Origin of the sequence: Actinomadura kijaniata, from assembly GCF_014138665.1 — a bacterium.
GTDB classification, from domain to species: Bacteria; Actinomycetota; Actinomycetes; order Streptosporangiales; family Streptosporangiaceae; genus Spirillospora; species Spirillospora kijaniata.
This window is the reverse complement of record NZ_JACJIA010000008.1, coordinates 90608-107700: the sequence shown is the minus strand read 5'-3', so window position 1 is coordinate 107700 and position 17093 is coordinate 90608. Positions and strand designations below refer to the sequence as shown.

Annotated in this window: 15 protein-coding genes; all 15 read left to right on the top strand. The window is 70.6% G+C overall.

The features are described from left to right. Positions 1 to 122: 122 nt before the first annotated feature. The 15 genes from HNR61_RS27945 to HNR61_RS27875 all read left to right on the top strand — a co-directional run bounded on the left by HNR61_RS27945 (position 123) and on the right by HNR61_RS27875 (position 17052). A complete protein-coding gene (locus tag HNR61_RS27945) occupies positions 123 to 482 on the top strand; it encodes an NADH-quinone oxidoreductase subunit A (protein ID WP_182846172.1) in 360 nt (119 codons plus the stop codon). A 1-nt stretch (position 483) separates the two neighbouring features. Beyond that, positions 484 to 1032 (top strand): NuoB/complex I 20 kDa subunit family protein, encoded by a 549-nt coding sequence (locus HNR61_RS27940; RefSeq protein ID WP_182846171.1) that lies wholly within the window; start codon positions 484 to 486, stop codon positions 1030 to 1032. Between the two features lies 1 nt (position 1033). Next, a complete protein-coding gene (locus HNR61_RS27935; RefSeq protein ID WP_182846170.1) occupies positions 1034 to 1780 on the top strand; it encodes an NADH-quinone oxidoreductase subunit C in 747 nt (248 codons plus the stop codon). Further along, positions 1777 to 3126, top strand: coding sequence for an NADH-quinone oxidoreductase subunit D (locus HNR61_RS27930; RefSeq protein ID WP_220509893.1), 1350 nt, complete (start codon positions 1777 to 1779; stop codon positions 3124 to 3126). The genes HNR61_RS27935 and HNR61_RS27930 overlap by 4 nt, the downstream gene beginning before the upstream one ends. Further along, a complete protein-coding gene (gene nuoE / locus HNR61_RS27925; RefSeq protein WP_376770280.1) occupies positions 3123 to 3947 on the top strand; it encodes an NADH-quinone oxidoreductase subunit NuoE in 825 nt (274 codons plus the stop codon). Before HNR61_RS27930 ends, nuoE begins: the two co-directional genes overlap by 4 nt. After that, a complete protein-coding gene (gene nuoF / locus HNR61_RS27920) occupies positions 3944 to 5248 on the top strand; it encodes an NADH-quinone oxidoreductase subunit NuoF (RefSeq protein WP_182846169.1) in 1305 nt (434 codons plus the stop codon). The genes nuoE and nuoF overlap by 4 nt, the downstream gene beginning before the upstream one ends. Further along, entirely contained in the window at positions 5245 to 7707 is a 2463-nt protein-coding gene (locus HNR61_RS27915; RefSeq protein WP_182846168.1) for an NADH-quinone oxidoreductase subunit G, read from the top strand. The genes nuoF and HNR61_RS27915 overlap by 4 nt, the downstream gene beginning before the upstream one ends. Next, complete coding sequence (gene nuoH, locus HNR61_RS27910; protein WP_182846167.1) at positions 7704 to 9092, top strand: NADH-quinone oxidoreductase subunit NuoH; 1389 nt, start codon at positions 7704 to 7706, stop codon at positions 9090 to 9092. Before HNR61_RS27915 ends, nuoH begins: the two co-directional genes overlap by 4 nt. After that, a complete protein-coding gene (nuoI, locus tag HNR61_RS27905) occupies positions 9079 to 9678 on the top strand; it encodes an NADH-quinone oxidoreductase subunit NuoI (RefSeq protein ID WP_182846166.1) in 600 nt (199 codons plus the stop codon). Before nuoH ends, nuoI begins: the two co-directional genes overlap by 14 nt. Next, a complete protein-coding gene (locus HNR61_RS27900; RefSeq protein WP_067824921.1) occupies positions 9675 to 10583 on the top strand; it encodes an NADH-quinone oxidoreductase subunit J in 909 nt (302 codons plus the stop codon). The genes nuoI and HNR61_RS27900 overlap by 4 nt, the downstream gene beginning before the upstream one ends. Beyond that, a complete protein-coding gene (gene nuoK / locus HNR61_RS27895; RefSeq protein WP_067824924.1) occupies positions 10580 to 10879 on the top strand; it encodes an NADH-quinone oxidoreductase subunit NuoK in 300 nt (99 codons plus the stop codon). Before HNR61_RS27900 ends, nuoK begins: the two co-directional genes overlap by 4 nt. An 11-nt stretch (positions 10880 to 10890) precedes the next feature. Continuing rightward, positions 10891 to 12807, top strand: a complete 1917-nt coding sequence (gene nuoL, locus HNR61_RS27890; protein WP_182846165.1) for an NADH-quinone oxidoreductase subunit L — start codon at positions 10891 to 10893, stop codon at positions 12805 to 12807. 70 nt (positions 12808 to 12877) lie between these two features. After that, a complete protein-coding gene (locus tag HNR61_RS27885) occupies positions 12878 to 14455 on the top strand; it encodes an NADH-quinone oxidoreductase subunit M (protein WP_182846164.1) in 1578 nt (525 codons plus the stop codon). Next, the gene (nuoN, locus tag HNR61_RS27880) at positions 14452 to 16014 is read left to right on the top strand and encodes an NADH-quinone oxidoreductase subunit NuoN (protein WP_376770279.1); all 1563 of its coding nucleotides are present in this window, start codon (positions 14452 to 14454) and stop codon (positions 16012 to 16014) included. The genes HNR61_RS27885 and nuoN overlap by 4 nt, the downstream gene beginning before the upstream one ends. Positions 16015 to 16032: 18 nt before the next feature. Next, positions 16033 to 17052 (top strand): polyprenyl synthetase family protein, encoded by a 1020-nt coding sequence (locus HNR61_RS27875; protein ID WP_312898129.1) that lies wholly within the window; start codon positions 16033 to 16035, stop codon positions 17050 to 17052. The last annotated feature ends 41 nt before the right edge of the window (positions 17053 to 17093 follow it).

The window sequence follows — 17093 nt, the reverse complement described above, 5'->3', positions numbered from 1 at the left end:
ATCCGTGACGCCCGTCACGGATGCGGAGCCGCCGAGGCGTGCCCCCCGAACGCCCGGCCGCCGGTCGTTCGGGGTCGCGCCCCGTACAGCGACGTACGAACCGAGGAGAGGCAGTAGAGGCGATGGATCTCTATATCCCCATCATCGTGCTGGGGCTGCTGGCGTTCGCGTTCGCCGCACTCTCGGTGCTCATGGCCTCCATGACGGGACCCAAGCGGTGGAACCGGGCGCGACTGGACGCCTACGAGTGCGGGATCGAACCGACCCCGCAGCCGGTGGGCGGCGGGCGTTTCCCTGTGAAGTACTACCTGACGGCGATGCTGTTCATCGTCTTCGACATTGAGATCATCTTCCTCTATCCCTGGGCCGTCGCCTTCGACAGCCTGGGGGTTTTCGCTTTGGTGGAGATGGTCCTTTTCATCCTCACCGTGCTGGTGGCGTACGCCTACATCTGGCGGCGCGGTGGTCTGGAGTGGGACTGATATGGGTCTAGAGGAGAAACTTCCCAGCGGCTTTCTGCTGACCTCGGTCGAGCAGGTCGCGGGCTGGGCGCGCAAGAGCTCGGTGTGGCCCGCGACGTTCGGCCTGGCCTGCTGCGCGATCGAGATGATGGCGACGGGCGACCCCCGGCACGACTTCTCCCGGTGGGGGATGGAGCGCGCCTCGGCCACCCCCCGCCAGGCCGACCTGATGATCGTGGCCGGGCGGGTGAGCCAGAAGATGGCCCCGGTCCTGCGGCAGATCTACGACCAGATGACCGAGCCCAAGTGGGTCATCGCGATGGGCGTGTGCGCCTCCTCGGGCGGCATGTTCAACAACTACGCGATCGTGCAGGGCGTCGACCACATCGTCCCGGTGGACATCTACCTGCCCGGCTGCCCGCCGCGGCCGGAGATGCTGCTGGACGCGATCCTCAAGCTGCACGACAAGATCCAGAACACCAAGCTCGGCCCGCAGCGGGCCAAGCAGATCCAGGAGCTGGAAGAGGCGAAGCGCCGCCGGCTTCCGCTGCTCGGCCAGGGGACGGTGTGACATGAGCTCTCAGCATCCAGAGCAGCAGGCCGAGCAGGCCGCCGACCGGGTCCCCGCGCCGCGTGACGCGGACCCGCGCGAGCTGCCGGTCGCCCGGCGCGGCATGTTCGGGGCCAGGACGACCGGCGACACCTCCGGGTACGGCGGGCTGGTCGTGCACAAGTCCCCGAAGGCGTCCTCGCCCCGCCCCTACGGCGGGCCGGAGGGCGCCGCCGAGTCCGGGGTCTTCGACGAGGTCGCCGACGAGCTGGAGCGCGTCCTGCCGGAGTTCGGCGACGCGATCGAACGGGTCGTCGTGCACCGGGACGAGATCACGTTCCACGTGCGGCGGGAGCACCTGGTCGAGGTCGCCCGGAAGCTGCGCGACGAGCCGCACCTGCGGTTCGAGCTGTGCAGCGGCGTGTCGGGCGTCCACTACCCGGACGAGCCCGGCGAGGAGCTGCACGCCGTCTACCACCTGCTGTCGATCACCCACAACCGGCGCATCCGGCTGGAGGTGAGCTGCCCCGACGCCGACCCGCACATCCCCTCGATCGTGTCGGTCTACCCGACCAACGACTGGCACGAGCGCGAGACCTGGGACTTCTTCGGGATCGTGTTCGACGGGCACCCGGCGCTCACCCGCATCGAGATGCCCGACGACTGGGTCGGCCACCCGCAGCGCAAGGACTACCCGCTCGGCGGGATTCCCGTCGAGTACCGCGGCGCCGAGATTCCGCCGCCGGACGAGCGGAGGAGTTACGTATGAGTCCCTCGACCAAGTACACCGAGTACGACGCGTACGCCGCCGAGGAGGCGGCCGAGGGCAGGGTCTTCGACGCCGGCGGGCAGGACTGGGACCAGGTGGTCGCCGCCGCCGAGGACCTCGGCGACGAGCGCCTGGTCGTCAACATGGGTCCGCAGCACCCGTCCACGCACGGCGTGCTCCGGCTCATCCTGACGCTGGACGGCGAGACGGTGACGGAGTGCCGGGTCGGCATCGGCTACCTGCACACCGGCATCGAGAAGAACATGGAGTTCCGCACCTGGACGCAGGGCACCACGTTCTGCACGCGCATGGACTACCTCGCGCCGATCTTCAACGAGACGGCGTACTGCCTGGGTGTCGAGAAGCTGCTGGGCATCACCGACCAGATACCCGAACGGGCCCAGATCATCCGCGTGATGATGATGGAGCTCAACCGGATCTCCTCGCACCTGGTCGCCATCGCGACGTTCGGCCTGGAGCTGGGCGCGACCACGGTCATGCTCAACGGCTTCATCGAGCGCGAGTACACCCTGGATCTCTTCGAGGAGATCACGGGCCTGCGGATGAACATGGCCTACGTGCGTCCGGGCGGCGTCGCCCAGGACCTGCCGAGCGGGGCGCTCAGCAAGATCCGCGACTATCTCGACCGGATGCCGAAGCGGATCCAGGCGCTGCGCAAGCTGATGGACGCCAACCCCGTCTACCTGGCCCGGACCAAGGACGTCGCGTACCTGGACCTCACGGGCTGCATGGCGATGGGGATCACCGGCCCCGTCCTGCGGGCGACCGGCCTGCCGTGGGACCTGCGCAAGTCGCAGCCCTACTGCGGCTACGAGACCTACGACTTCGAGGTCGCCACCGAGACCAGCGCCGACGTGTACGGCCGGTACCTGGTCCGGATGAAGGAGATGGAGGAGTCCCTCAAGATCGTCGAGCAGTGCGTGGAGCGGCTGCAGTCGGTCAAGGGGCCGGTGATGATCGAGGACAAGAAGATCGGCTGGCCCGCGCAGCTGGCGATCGGCGCGGACGGCATGGGCAACTCGCCCCGCCACATCGCGCACATCATGGGCACCTCGATGGAGGCCCTGATCCACCACTTCAAGCTGGTGACCGAGGGCTTCCGCGTGCCGGCGGGGCAGGCGTACACGACCGTGGAGTCGCCGCGCGGCGAGCTGGGCGTGCACGTGGTGTCCGACGGCGGCACCCGCCCCTACCGGGTCCACTTCCGCGACCCGTCCTTCACCAACCTGCAGGCCACCCCGGCGATGGCGGAGGGCGGCATGATCGCTGACGTCATCGCGGCCGTGGCCTCGATCGACCCCGTCATGGGGGGAGTTGACCGGTGACCGACCAGCAGACCTACCAGATCACCCGGCGGACCGCCGCCGAGTACGACCCGGAGGTCCGGGCGCGGCTCGAACGGGACGCCAAGGAGATCATCGCGCGCTACCCGAAGCCGCGGTCGGCGCTGCTGCCGATGCTGCACCTGGTGCAGTCGGTGGACGGCCACATCACCCAGGCCGGGATCGACTTCTGTGCCGAGATGCTGGACATCACGTCGGCGCAGGTGACGGGCGTGGCGACGTTCTACACCCAGTACAAGAAGGCCCCGGTCGGCGAGTACCACGTCGGCGTGTGCATCAACACGCTGTGCGCGGTCATGGGCGGCGACCAGATCTGGGACGAGCTGAGCGCGCACGTCGGCGTCGGCCACGACGAGGCCACCGAGGACGGCAGGGTCAGCCTGGAGCGGATCGAGTGCAACGCCGCCTGCGACTTCGCCCCGGTGATGACGGTCAACTGGGAGTTCTTCGACAACATGACTCCCGAGAAGGCCAAGGAGCTGGTGGACGACCTGCGCGCTGGTAAGCAAGTGCTTCCTTCGCGCGGGCCGAGCCGGCTGTGCACCTGGAAGGAGGCCAGCCGCGTGCTGGCGGGCTTCCCCGACGGGCTGGCCCACGAGGGTGTCCAGGCCGGACCGGAGTCGCTGCGCGGCCTGGAGCTGGCCCGGGAGCGCGGCTGGACCGCGCCGTCCGCCGACGGCGACCGCGGGCGGCCGCACGAGCCCGTCCAGGCGGGCGAGGTGAGCGACCCGCCGCCCAACGAGCCCGGCAAGCCCATCGGCGGCGACGTGAAGCCCGGATCCCAGGAGGGCCGCAACCAGTGACGACGCTGACACCCGTTCTCACGAAGACGTGGGACCAGCCCGACTCGTTCACCCTCGCCGGGTACGAGCGGGAGGGCGGGTACCGCACGCTGCGCAGGGCCCTGGACATGGAGCCGGACGACCTCGTCCAGACGGTCAAGGACTCGGGGCTGCGCGGACGCGGCGGCGCGGGCTTCCCCACCGGCATGAAGTGGGGCTTCCTGCCGCCCGACAGTCCCAACCCGCGCTACCTCGTCGTCAACGCCGACGAGTCCGAGCCGGGCACCTGCAAGGACATCCCGCTGATGCTGGCGAACCCGCACGTCCTGGTCGAGGGCGTCATCATCAGCTCCTACGCGATCCGCTCCAACCACGCGTTCATCTACGTGCGCGGGGAGGTGCTGCACGTCATCCGGCGCCTCCAGGCGGCGGTCGCGGAGGCGTACGAGGCCGGCTACCTCGGCAAGGACATCCTCGGCTCCGGCTACGACCTGGAACTGGTCGTGCACACCGGCGCCGGCGCCTACATCTGCGGCGAGGAGACGGCGCTGCTGGACTCGCTGGAGGGGTATCGGGGCCAGCCCCGGCTGAAGCCTCCCTTCCCGGCGGTCGCGGGACTCTACGGCGGTCCCACCGTCATCAACAACGTCGAGTCCATCGCGTCGGTTCCCGCGATCGTGGAGAACGGCGCCGACTGGTTCACCTCGATGGGCACCGAGAAGTCCGCCGGGTTCGGCATCTTCTCGCTGTCGGGGCACGTGACCCGGCCCGGCCAGTACGAGGCCCCGCTCGGCATCACGCTGCGGGAGCTGCTCGACATGGCCGGCGGGATCCGCGCGGGCCACCGGCTGAAGTTCTGGACGCCGGGCGGCTCCTCCACGCCGATCTTCACCGACGAGCACCTGGACGTGCCGCTGGACTTCGAGTCGGTCGGCGCGGCCGGATCGATGCTCGGCACCCGCGCGCTCCAGATCTTCGACGAGACGGTCTGCGTGGTGCGGGCCGTGCTGCGCTGGTCGGAGTTCTACGCGCACGAGTCGTGCGGCAAGTGCACGCCGTGCCGCGAGGGCACCTACTGGTACAAGCAGATGCTCAAGCGGCTGGAGGCGGGCCAGGGCTCCGAGGAGGACCTGGAGACGCTGCTCGACCTGTCCGACAACATCCTCGGCCGGTCGTTCTGCGCCCTCGGCGACGGCGCGACCAGCCCGGTGGTGTCGAGCATCAAGCTGTTCCGCGACGAGTACGTCCAGCACTTCGAGCGGGGTGGATGTCCCTTCGATCCGGCCAGATCCACGATTTGGGCGGGAGGCGAGACCCGATGACGGTTACTGTTAGTGGTGGCTCGGCGGCCTCCGGTGCTCCCCAGAACCCTGGGGGTGAACCCGTGGAGATGGTCCAGCTGACCATCGACGGCTTCGAGATCGAGGTGCCCAAGGGCACGCTGATCATCCGGGCCGCCGAGCTGCTGGGCATCCAGATCCCGCGGTTCTGCGACCACCCGCTGCTGGATCCGGTCGGGGCCTGCCGCCAGTGCCTGGTGGAGATCCCCGACGCCGGGAACGGCCGCGGCATGCCCAAGCCGCAGGCGTCCTGCACCACCACGGTGATGCCGGGCATGGTCGTCAAGACCCAGCTCACCTCGCCGGTCGCCGACAAGGCCCAGCACGGCGTGATGGAGCTGCTGCTCATCAACCACCCGCTGGACTGCCCGATCTGCGACAAGGGCGGCGAGTGCCCGCTGCAGAACCAGGCGATGTCCAACGGGCGGGGCGAGTCGCGGTTCGTGGAGACCAAGCGGACCTTCCCCAAGCCGATCCCGCTGTCCAGCCAGGTGCTGCTGGACCGGGAGCGCTGCATCCAGTGCGCCCGCTGCACGCGGTTCTCCGACCAGATCGCCGGGGACGCGTTCATCGACCTGTTCGAGCGGGGCGCCAAGGAGCAGGTCGGCGCGGCCGAGGACAAGCCGTTCCAGTCCTACTTCTCCGGCAACACGGTCCAGATCTGCCCGGTGGGCGCGCTGACCGGCGCGGCGTACCGGTTCCGGTCGCGGCCGTTCGACCTGGTGTCGCAGCCGAGCGCCTGCGAGCACTGCGCCTCGGGGTGCGCGCTGCGCACCGACCACCGGCGCGGGAAGGTCACCCGGCGGCTGGCCGGGGACGACCCGCAGGTCAACGAGGAGTGGAACTGCGACAAGGGCCGGTGGGCGTTCACCTACGCCACCCAGCCCGAACGGCTCACCCACCCGCTGGTGCGCAACGAGGACGGCGAGCTGGAGGTCGCGTCCTGGCCGGAGGCGCTGACGATCGCGGCGCGCGGCCTGGCGGCGGCGCGCGGGAACGCGGGCGTGCTCGTCGGCGGGCGCGTCACGCTGGAGGACGCCTACGCGTACGCCAAGTTCGCGCGGGTCGCCCTCGGCACGAACGACATCGACTTCCGCGCCCGGCCCGCGTCGCGGGAGGAGGCCGAGTTCCTGGCCTCCGGCGTGGCGGGGCGGCCCATCGAGGTGACCTACTCCGACCTGGAGCGGGCCCCGGCGGTGCTGCTGGCCGGGTTCGAGCCGGAGGAGGAGTCGCCGATCGTCTTCCTGCGGCTGCGCAAGGCGTTCCGCAAGGGGAAGCTGAAGGTGTTCTCGGTCGCGCCGTTCACCACGCGGGGCCTGGCGAAGGTGGGCGGCACGCTGCTGCCGTCGCTGCCGGGCGCGGAGGCGGACGTGCTGGGCGCGCTGGGCGGCGGGGAGCTGTTCCCCGAGGTCCGGTCGCTGCTGGAGACGCCGGGCGCGGTCATCCTGGTGGGTGAGCGGCTGGCGGCCAGCCCCGGCGCGCTGTCCAGCGCGGTGCGGCTGGCGCACATCACCGGCGCCCGGCTGGCGTGGGTGCCGCGCCGGGCCGGGGAGCGGGGCGCGGTCGAGGCCGGGGCGCTGCCCGACCTGCTGCCGATCGGCCGCCCGGCCACCGACCCGGAGGCGCGCGCCGAGGTCGCCCGCACCTGGGGCGTGGCGGAGCTGCCGAGCGTTCCGGGCCACGACGCCGAGGTGTTCCTGTCCGAGGGGCGCGGCGCGCTGCTGGTCGGCGGCGTCGACCCCTACGACATGCCCGACCCGGAGGCGGTGCTGGCGGCGCTGGACGCCGCCCCGTTCGTGGTGAGCCTGGAGCAGCGGCCGAGCGCCGTCACCGACCGCGCCGACGTGGTGCTGCCGGTCGCGGCGGTCGCCGAGAAGTCCGGCACGTTCGTGGACTGGGAGGGCCGCGGCCGTCCCTTCGACGTGGTGCTGAAGTCCGTCGGGAAGATGGCGGACCTGCGGGTGCTGGACGCGATCGCCGGTGAGATGGACGTCCATCTGGGGCTGCCCGGACCGGAGGCCGCCCGGCGCGAGCTGACCGAGCTGGGCGCGTTCCGCGGCGAACGCCCGCAGCCCCCGAACGTCCCCTCGGCCGTGCAGCCGCACCCCGGCCCCGGCCAGGCGCTGCTGGCGACCTGGCGGCTGCTGCTGGACCGGGGCACCCTGCAGGACGGCGAGCCGTTCCTGGCCGGGACCGCCCGGCCCGCCGTGGCCCGGCTGTCGGCCGGGACCGCCGCCGAGATCGGCGCGGTCGCCGGTCCGGACGGCGCGGTGACGGTGGCCGGGCCGCGCGGCGCCGTCACACTGCCGCTGGAGATCACCGCCGACCTGCCCGACCGGGTGGTGTGGCTGCCGACCAACTCGGCCGGGGCCGCGCTGTACCGGGACCTGGGCGCGACGGCCGGGAGCGTGGTCACGATTTCCGCTGGAGGTAAGGAATGAGCGCGCTCGCGCGGACCGCGGAGCTGACGCAGGCCGCGGTGCTCGCCGGTCCCGCGCCGTCCGACCCCACGCTGTCCAGCTTCGGCCGGGACCCGTGGTGGCTCATCGGCGGCAAGGTCCTGGTGATCTTTGTTTTCCTGGTGCTGACCGTGCTGATGTCGATGTGGGTGGAACGCCGCGTCATCGGCCGGATGCAGCTGCGCGTCGGCCCCAACCGGTGCGGGCCGTTCGGTCTGCTCCAGGGTCTGGCCGACGGCATCAAGCTGGCGCTGAAGGAGGACATCGTCCCCCGCCAGGTGGACAAGGTCGTCTTCGTCCTGGCGCCGATCATGTCGGCGGTGCCGGCGTTCATCTCGTTCGCCATCATCCCGTTCGGCCCGACGGTGTCGGTGTTCGGGCACCACACCGCGCTGCAGGGCACCGACCTGCCGGTCGCGGTGCTGCTGGTGCTGGCGATGTCGTCGATGGGCGTCTACGGGATCGTGCTGGCGGGCTGGTCGTCGATGTCGCCCTACTCGCTGCTCGGCGGGCTCCGCTCCTCCGCGCAGGTGATCTCCTACGAGATCGCGATGGGGCTGTCGTTCGTGGCGGTGTTCCTGTTCGCCGGGACGATGTCCACCACCGGGATCGTCAACGCCCAGGCCGACAAGTGGTTCGTGGTGCTGCTGCTGCCCTCGTTCCTGGTCTACGTGATCACGATGATGGGCGAGTCCAACCGCATCCCGTTCGACCTGCCCGAGGGCGAGGGCGAGCTGGTCGGCGGCTTCCACACCGAGTACTCGTCGCTGAAGTTCGCGATGTTCTTCCTGGCCGAGTACATCAACCTGGCCACCCTGTCGGCGCTGGCCACCACCCTGTTCCTGGGCGGCTGGCGCGCCCCGGCGCCGATCTCCACGTTCTGGGAGGGCGCCAACCACGGCTGGTGGCCGGTGCTGTGGTTCATGGTGAAGCTCTGGGCGTTCATCTTCTTCTTCATCTGGCTGCGCGGGTCGCTGCCCCGCGTCCGCTACGACCAGCTGATGAAGCTCGGCTGGAAGGTCCTGATGCCGTTCTCGCTCGGCTGGATCCTGCTGGTCGCGACCATCCGGGCGCTCCGCAACGAGGGCCTGGCGATGAACCGGATCATGCTCTACTCGGCCATCGCCATCGGCGTGGTGCTCCTGGTCACCGTGTTGTGGGAGACGCTGCGCGGCGGCAAGGACAAGAAGATCGTCCCGGATCCGGCGCAGGACCGGCCCACCGACGCGGTGGGCGGATCGTCGGCCGGGGGCTTCCCCGTTCCGCCGATGGACGCGCCGCACTACCACGGCGGACCCGTGGCCGCGGTGCCGCGACGCCAGACCGAAGCTTCCCGGAAGGAGGTCGTCCAGAATGGGATTCACTGACTTCCTGAACCCGGTGAAGGGGTTCGGGGTCTCGTTCCACCAGATGTTCATGAAGAGCGAGACCGTTCAGTACCCCGAGGTGAAGAAGCCGACCGCGCCCCGGTTCCACGGCCGCCACCAGCTCAACCGGTGGCCCGACGGACTGGAGAAGTGCGTGGGGTGCGAGCTGTGCGCGTGGGCGTGCCCGGCCGACGCGATCTACGTCGAGGGCGCCGACAACACCGAGGACGAGCGGTACTCGCCCGGTGAGCGCTACGGCCGCGTCTACCAGATCAACTACCTGCGCTGCATCCTGTGCGGGCTGTGCATCGAGGCGTGCCCGACGCGGGCGCTGACGATGACCAACGAGTACGAGCTGGCCGACGACAGCCGCGAGTCCCTGATCTACACCAAGGACATGCTGCTGGCCCCCCTGCGCGAGGGCATGGAGGCCCCGCCGCACGAGATGCGGCTGGGCGAGACCGAGGAGGAGTACTACCGCCTCGGTCTCCAGCCGGAGGAGAACGCGCCGACCGTCCCGTCCGAGGGCGGCGCGCGGGCGAGCGTCACGAAGGCCACCAGGCGTGAGCGGGGTGGAAAGAAGTGAGATCGCAGGTCCTCGCGCAGGTCGCCGACGCGCAGCCGGGGGAGCCGTTCCTCTTCTGGCTGCTGGCGGCCGTGTCGGTCTGCGCGGCCCTCGGCATGATCTTCATGCGGCGGGCGGTGCACTCGGCGCTGCTGCTGGCGGTGGTGATGCTGTCGCTGGCGGCGCTGTACGCGGTGCAGGACGCGCCGTTCCTGGCGTTCGTGCAGGTCATCGTCTACACCGGCGCGGTGCTGATGCTGTTCCTGTTCGTGCTGATGCTGGTGGGCGTCGCCTCCACCGACTCGCTGGTGGAGACGATCCGGGGCCAGCGGTTCTGGGCGGCGGTCGCGGGCCTCGGGTTCGCGGTGCTGCTGGTGGCCGGGCTCGGGAACGCCGCGCTCGGCGACTCGGTCGGGCTCCAGGCCGCCAACGCCCGCTACGACGGCAACGTCAAGGGCATCGCGGTGCTGCTGTTCGGCAAGTACGTATTCGCGTTCGAGGTGACCAGCGCCCTGCTGATCACCGCGGCGCTGGGCGCGATGGTGCTGGCGCACCGCGAGCGCCCCACGCCCAAGCCGACCCAGCGGGACCTGGCGGTGGCGCGGTTCGCCAAGGGCGGCCACCCCGGCCCGCTGCCGGGGCCCGGCACCTACGCGCGGCACAACGCCGTGGACATGCCCGCCCTGCTGCCCGACGGCACCCCGTCGGAGCTGTCGGTCAACCCGGTCATCGCGGCCCGCACCGACACGGCCGAGCGCCACGCCGACCTGTACGGCGAGACCGAGGAGCACGCGCTCGAAGAGGACATCGCGGCCGTGCGGGCCGCGACGCGGGAGGGCGGGGACGCCGGGGCCGAGGGCCGCGTCGTCAAGTCCGCCACCCCCGTCGCGGGCGGCGGCGCGACCGAAGGCGAGGCGAAGGAATGAGTCCGGGGCACTACCTGGCGCTGTCGGCCCTGCTGTTCACCATCGGCGCGATCGGCGTGCTGGTCCGGCGCAACGCGATCGTCGTGTTCATGTGCGTCGAGCTGATGCTGAACGCCACCAACCTGGCGTTCGTGTCGTTCGCGCGGATGCACGGCAACCTCGACGGCCAGATCATCGCGTTCTTCGTGATGGTGGTGGCCGCCGCCGAGGTCGTGGTCGGCCTCGCGATCATCATGACCATCTTCCGAACCCGCAGGTCGTCGTCGGTCGATGACGCGAACCTGCTGAAGTACTAAAGGGGCGCGGGGTGAAGGCTGAAGGTATCCAGGCCCTGGCCTGGCTTCTGATCGCCCTGCCCCTGGCGGGGGCGGCGGTCCTGCTGCTCGGCGGACGCCGCACCGACAGGTGGGGCCATCTGCTCGGGTGCGCGATGTCGCTGGCCTCCTTCGGGGTCGGCGTGGCGATGTTCGCGCAGATGCTCGGCTACACGCCGGGCGAGGAACGGCGGCGCACCGTCCAGCTCTGGGAGCTGTTCCAGGCGGGCTCGCTGAAGGTCGACGTGGACCTGCTGGTCGACCCGCTGTCGATCAGCTTCGTGCTGCTGATCACGGGTGTCGGATCGCTGATCCACATCTACTCGGTCGGGTACATGGCGCACGACCCGGACCGGCGGCGGTTCTTCGCGTACCTGAACCTGTTCGTGGCGGCGATGCTGCTGCTGGTGCTGGGCGGCAACTACGTCGTCACGTTCATCGGCTGGGAGGGCGTGGGTCTCGCCTCCTACCTGCTGATCGGGTTCTGGCAGCACAAGCCGACGGCGGCGACGGCGGCCAAGAAGGCGTTCGTGGTCAACCGGGTCGGCGACTTCGGGTTCCTCGCGGCGATCATGCTGATGTTCGCGACGTTCGGGTCGGTCGGGTTCGAGCAGATCCTCGGCACCGGCGCCGAGCACGTCGGCGGGGCGTCCCAGCTGAGCTCCGGCACGGCGACCGCGATCGGCCTGCTGCTGCTGGTCGGCGCGTGCGGCAAGTCGGCGCAGCTCCCGCTCCAGTCCTGGCTGCTGGACGCGATGGAGGGCCCGACCCCGGTGTCGGCGCTGATCCACGCCGCGACGATGGTGACCGCGGGCGTCTACCTGATCGTCCGCTCCGGTCCGATCTTCGAGATGTCCCCGACCGCGCAGCTGGTCGTGACGATCGTCGGCGCGGCGACGCTGCTGGCCGGTGCGATCATCGGTTGCGGCAAGGACGACATCAAGAAGGCCCTGGCCGGTTCGACGATGTCGCAGATCGGCTACATGACGCTGGCGGCGGGGCTCGGCCCGGTCGGGTACGCGTTCGCCATCGCGCACCTGATCGCGCACGGCTTCTTCAAGGCGGGCCTGTTCCTCGGCGCCGGGTCGGTCATGCACGGCATGAACGACGACGTGAACATGCGGCACTACGGCGCGCTGCGCGGCCTGATGAAGATCACCTGGGCGACGTTCGGGCTGGGCTACCTGGCGATCATCGGGTTCCCGGGGCTGTCGGGCTGGTTCACCAAGGACGGCATCATCGAGGCGGCGTTCAGCAAGGAGGGCACCTCCGGGATCATCCTGGGGTCCTGCGCGCTGGTCGGCGCGGGGATCACGGCGTTCTACATGTCGCGGGTCATGTTCATGACCTTCTACGGCACCAAGCGCTGGGAGGAGGGCGTCCACCCGCACGAGTCGCCGAAGGTGATGACCGTTCCGCTGATGATCCTGGCGGTCGGCTCGGTCTTCGGCGGCGGGTTCCTCATCCTGGGCGGGTTCTCCGACTTCCTCGCCCCGGTCGTGGGCGAGCCCAAGGAGCACCACGGCTTCAACCCGGTCACCCCGGCGGGCATCGCCACGTTCGTGCTGATGCTGGTCGGCGTCGGGCTGGCCTGGCGCCAGTACGGCGCGCGGGCCGTTCCGCGCGAGGCCCCCAAGGGCTCGTTCGTCACCGTCGCGGCCCGCAGGGACCTGTACGGCGACGCGCTCAACGAGTCCCTGCTGATGCGGCCCGGCCAGTGGCTGACCCGCCTGGCGGTGTGGTTCGAGGGCCGCGGCGTCGACGGCCTGGTCAACGGGCTCGCGGCCGGGGTCGGCGGGACGTCGGGCCGGATCCGCCGCGTCCAGACCGGCTTCGTCCGGTCCTATGCCCTGTCCATGTTCTTCGGCGCGGCGCTCGTCGTGGCGGCCTTGCTGGTGGTGAACGTATGAGAGCCCTGTCCATGCCGTGTTCTCGTGATGCCGCGGTCATCGTGGCGGCGCTGCTGGTGGTGAACGTCTGATGCAGGACTTTCCCTGGCTGAGCCTGCTTATCGCGCTGCCGTTGCTCGGCGCGGTGGGCGTGGCGCTGCTGCCGCGCGGGCGCGAGGCGCTCGCCAAGCAGACGGCGCTGGGCGTGTCGCTCGTGGTCGGGGCGCTGGCCCTGACGATGGCGGCCGCGTTCGACCCCGACGGCGAGCGGTTCCAGTTCACCGAGCAGTACTGGTGGATCAAGCAGTTCGGGGTCCACTGGGCGGTCGGCGTGGACGGCGTCGCGCTGACGATGGTCGCGCTGTCGGTGATCCTCGTCCCGCTGGTCATCCTCGCCTCCTGGGACGGGGCGGGCCGCTCGGGAGGCGTGGACGCTCCGGCCAGGAGCGGCGTGAAGACCTACTTCGCGCTGCTGCTGACGCTGGAGGCGATGATGATCGGCGTCTTCGCGGCGACCGACGTCTTCCTCTTCTACGTCTTCTTCGAGGCGATGCTGATCCCGGTGTACTTCATCATCGGGTACTACGGCGGGCCGCGGCGGTCCTACGCGGCCGTGAAGTTCCTGCTGTACTCGCTGTTCGGCGGCCTGCTGATGCTGGTCGCCGTCATCTGGCTGTTCCCGCTGTCGGCCAAGCCGGTCGCGCAGGGCGGGCTCGGGCAGGGCACGTTCCTGTTCACCGAGCTGGCCAGGATGAACATCGACCCGACCACCGCCAAGTGGCTGTTCCTCGGCTTCTTCGTCGCGTTCGCGATCAAGGCGCCGATGGTGCCGGTGCACACCTGGCTGCCCGACGCGGCCCAGCAGTCCCCGGCGCCCGCCCTGGTGCTGATCGTCGGCGTGCTGGACAAGGTCGGCACCTACGGCATGCTGCGGTTCTGCCTGGAGCTGTTCCCGGGGGCCGCGAAGTGGGCCGCGCCGGTCGTCATCGCGTTCGCGGTGCTGAGCATCGTCTACGGCGCGATCCTGGCGATCGGGCAGGTCGACCTCAAGCGGCTGGTCGCCTACACCTCGGTGTCGCACTTCGGGTTCATCGTGCTGGGCATCTTCGCGATGACCACCGCCGGGCAGTCCGGCGCGGCGCTGTACATGGTGAACCACGGCTTCGCGACCGGCGCGCTGTTCCTGGTCGTCGGGTTCATGATCGCGCGGCGGAGGTCGGCGCGGATCCCGGACTTCGGCGGCATGCAGAAGGTCACGCCGGTGCTGGCCGGGACGTTCCTGGTCTCCGGCCTGGCCGGACTGTCGCTGCCGGGCCTGGCGCCGTTCGTGTCCGAGTTCATGGTGCTGACCGGGACGTTCACCCGCCACCCCGTCCCGGCGCTGATCGCCACCTCCGGCGTCGTGCTGGCCGCGATCTACATCCTGTGGACGTACCAGCGCACCATGGGCGGCCCGGCCGCGGAGAAGGTCCAGGGCCTGCCCGACCTGTCGGCCCGGGAGAAGTGGGCGGTCGGCCCCGTCATCGCGTTGATCGTCGTGCTGGGCTTCGCCCCGCAGCCGGTGCTCAACGTGATCAACCCGTCGGTGAAGGTGACGCTGGAACGCGTGGACCAGCGCGACCCGCAGCCGAAGATCGGCAACGTCGCTGAGAACGGAGCCCGTCCGTGAGTCCGCTGAATCAAGGAGTGCTGGCGGCGGAGATCCCCGCCCCGCACATCGAGTACGGGCAGCTCGGCCCGATGCTGCTGGTGTTCGGCGTCGCCGTCGCCGGGGTGCTGGTCGAGGCGTTCGTCGGCCGCACCTGGCGCAACACGGTCCAGATCCCGCTGGCCGTGCTCGGTCTGCTCGGCGGGTTCGTCTGGACGATCGCCCTGGCCTGGCGGGGGACGCCGTTCCACGTCGCCGCCGAGGGCGCGCTCGGCGTGGACGGCCCCACCCTGTTCCTGCAGGGCACCATCCTGGTGCTGGCGCTGGTCAGCCTGCTGCTGATCGTGGAGCGGCGGCAGAGCCACTTCACCGCGCAGGCGTCGGCGCTGCCCGGCAGCGACGCCGAGCAGGAGACCATGGCGGCGGGCATCACCCAGACCGAGGTGTACCCGCTGATGATGTTCGCGGTCGGCGGGATGCTGATGTTCCCGGCGTCCAACGACCTGCTCACCATGTTCGTCGCGCTGGAGGTGCTGTCGCTGCCGCTGTACCTGCTGTGCGGGCTGGCGCGGCGGCGCCGCCTGCTGTCGCAGGAGGCGGCGGTCAAGTACTTCCTGCTGGGCGCGTTCTCCTCGGCGTTCTTCCTGTACGGCGCGGCGCTGCTGTACGGCTACGCCGGCTCGGTGCGGCTGTCGGTGATCGCCGCGCAGATCACCCGGGACGCCGGCAGCGAGACGCTGCTGCTGGCGGGCGTGGCGCTGCTGAGCGTCGGCCTGCTGTTCAAGATCGGCGCGGTGCCGTTCCACATGTGGAAGCCCGACGTGTACCAGGGCGCCCCGACGCCGGTCACCGCGCTGATGGCGTCCTGCACGCTGGTGTCGGCGTTCGGCGCGCTGCTGCGCGTCTACTACGTCGGCCTGGAGAAGATGGAGTGGGACTGGCGGCCCGCGATGTGGGGTGTGGCCATTCTCACAATGGTGATCGGCGCCGTGATCGCGATCACGCAGACCGACATCAAGCGGCTGCTGGCGTACTCGTCGATCGCGCACGCGGGCTTCCTGCTGACCGGTCTGGTCGCCACCTCCCGCGAGGGACTGTCGAGCACGCTGTTCTACCTGGTGGCCTACGGGTTCACCACGATCGGCGCGTTCGCCGTGGTGACCATGGTCCGGGACTCGGGCGGCGAGGCCGCGCACCTGTCGCGGTGGGCGGGGCTGGGCAAGCGCAGCCCCGTGGTGGCGAGCGTCTTCGCGTTCTTCCTGCTGGCCTTCGCGGGCATCCCGCTGACGAGCGGCTTCACCGGCAAGTTCGCGGTGTTCAAGGCGGCGATCGAGGGCGACGCGACCCCGCTGGTCGTGGTGGGCGTGCTGTCGTCGGCGATCGCGGCGTTCTTCTACGTCCGTGTGATCGTCGTCATGTTCTTCAGCGAGCCGGAGGCCGACGGGCCGACTGTGGTCGCCGCCCCGGCGACCGCGGCTGCGGTGGCGCTCGGGCTGACGGCTACTGTGGTACTCGGCGTGCTCCCCCAGCCTGTCCTGGACCTGGCGGGGACCGCCACGTCACAGATGTTCGTCCGGTAGGCCCGGTAGGGGGTTTGGGTGAGTAGCGCTTCCGCGGAGCAGGCGACGGGGCCGTTCGGATTGCCGATCGACGCGTCCCTGGCGGCGGACGTCCGCGTGGGACTGGACTCGGTGGAGCGGGTGCTCCTGGAGGCGGTCCAGAGCGAGGACCCGCTGCTCACCCAGGCCTCCAAGCACCTGGTCGAGGCGGGCGGCAAGCGGTTCCGGCCGATGCTGGTGCTGCTGGCCGCCCAGTTCGGCGACCCGGCCGCGCCGGGCGTGGTCCCGGCCGCCGTCGTCGTCGAGCTGACCCACCTGGCGACGCTGTACCACGACGACGTGATGGACGAGGCCCCGGTCCGCCGGGGCCAGCCGTCCGCCAACTCGCGGTGGACCAACACCGTCGCGATCCTCACCGGCGACTACCTGTTCGCCCGCGCCTCCGACCTGCTGGCCGACCTCGGCCCGGAGGCGGTGCGCATCCAGGCCCGCGCGTTCGCCCGCCTGGTGCGCGGCCAGATCCAGGAGACGGTCGGCCCCGCCGGGGACGCCGACCCGCTCAAGCACTACCTCCAGGTGATGGCCGACAAGACCGGCTCGCTGATCGCGGTGTCGGGCCAGTTCGGCGCCCTGCTGTCGGGGGCGGACCAGCGGATCGTGGACACGGTCACCTCCGCCTGCGAGAAGATCGGCGTCGCGTTCCAGCTGTCGGACGACATCCTGGACATCGCCTCGGAGGCCGAGCAGTCCGGCAAGACCCCGGGCACCGACCTGCGCGAGGGCATCCGCACCCTGCCGATGCACCACGTGCTGGCGGGCGTCGGCTCCGGACCCGACGACGCCCGGCTGCGCGAGCTGCTGGTCGCGGACCTGACCGACGACGCCCTGCACGCCGAGGCCCTGCGGCTGCTGCGGGCCCACCCGGCGATGGACCGCGCCCGCGCGGACCTGCGGGGCTGGGCGGAGGACGCCCGCGCCGAGCTGCTGACCCTGCCGGACATCCCGGCACGGGCGGCGCTGGTCGGCCTGTGCGACTACGTGGTGTCGCGCACCGGCTGATCCCCTGACCGTGACCGGCCCCCGCCCCGTACGGGCGGGGG

Bases quoted from the DNA above. Each gene is read 5' to 3' on its own strand.
- HNR61_RS27940 (WP_182846171.1), top strand. From the start codon at position 484: ATGGGTCTAGAGGAGAAACTTCCCAGCGGCTTTCTGCTGACCTCGGTC.
- nuoK (WP_067824924.1), top strand. From the start codon at position 10,580: ATGAGTCCGGGGCACTACCTGGCGCTGTCGGCCCTGCTGTTCACCATC.
- HNR61_RS27915 (WP_182846168.1), top strand. From the start codon at position 5,245: ATGACGGTTACTGTTAGTGGTGGCTCGGCGGCCTCCGGTGCTCCCCAG.
- nuoI (WP_182846166.1), top strand. From the start codon at position 9,079: ATGGGATTCACTGACTTCCTGAACCCGGTGAAGGGGTTCGGGGTCTCG.
- nuoH (WP_182846167.1), top strand. From the start codon at position 7,704: ATGAGCGCGCTCGCGCGGACCGCGGAGCTGACGCAGGCCGCGGTGCTC.
- HNR61_RS27930 (WP_220509893.1), top strand. From the start codon at position 1,777: ATGAGTCCCTCGACCAAGTACACCGAGTACGACGCGTACGCCGCCGAG.
- HNR61_RS27945 (WP_182846172.1), top strand. From the start codon at position 123: ATGGATCTCTATATCCCCATCATCGTGCTGGGGCTGCTGGCGTTCGCG.
- HNR61_RS27885 (WP_182846164.1), top strand. From the start codon at position 12,878: ATGCAGGACTTTCCCTGGCTGAGCCTGCTTATCGCGCTGCCGTTGCTC.
- HNR61_RS27935 (WP_182846170.1), top strand. From the start codon at position 1,034: ATGAGCTCTCAGCATCCAGAGCAGCAGGCCGAGCAGGCCGCCGACCGG.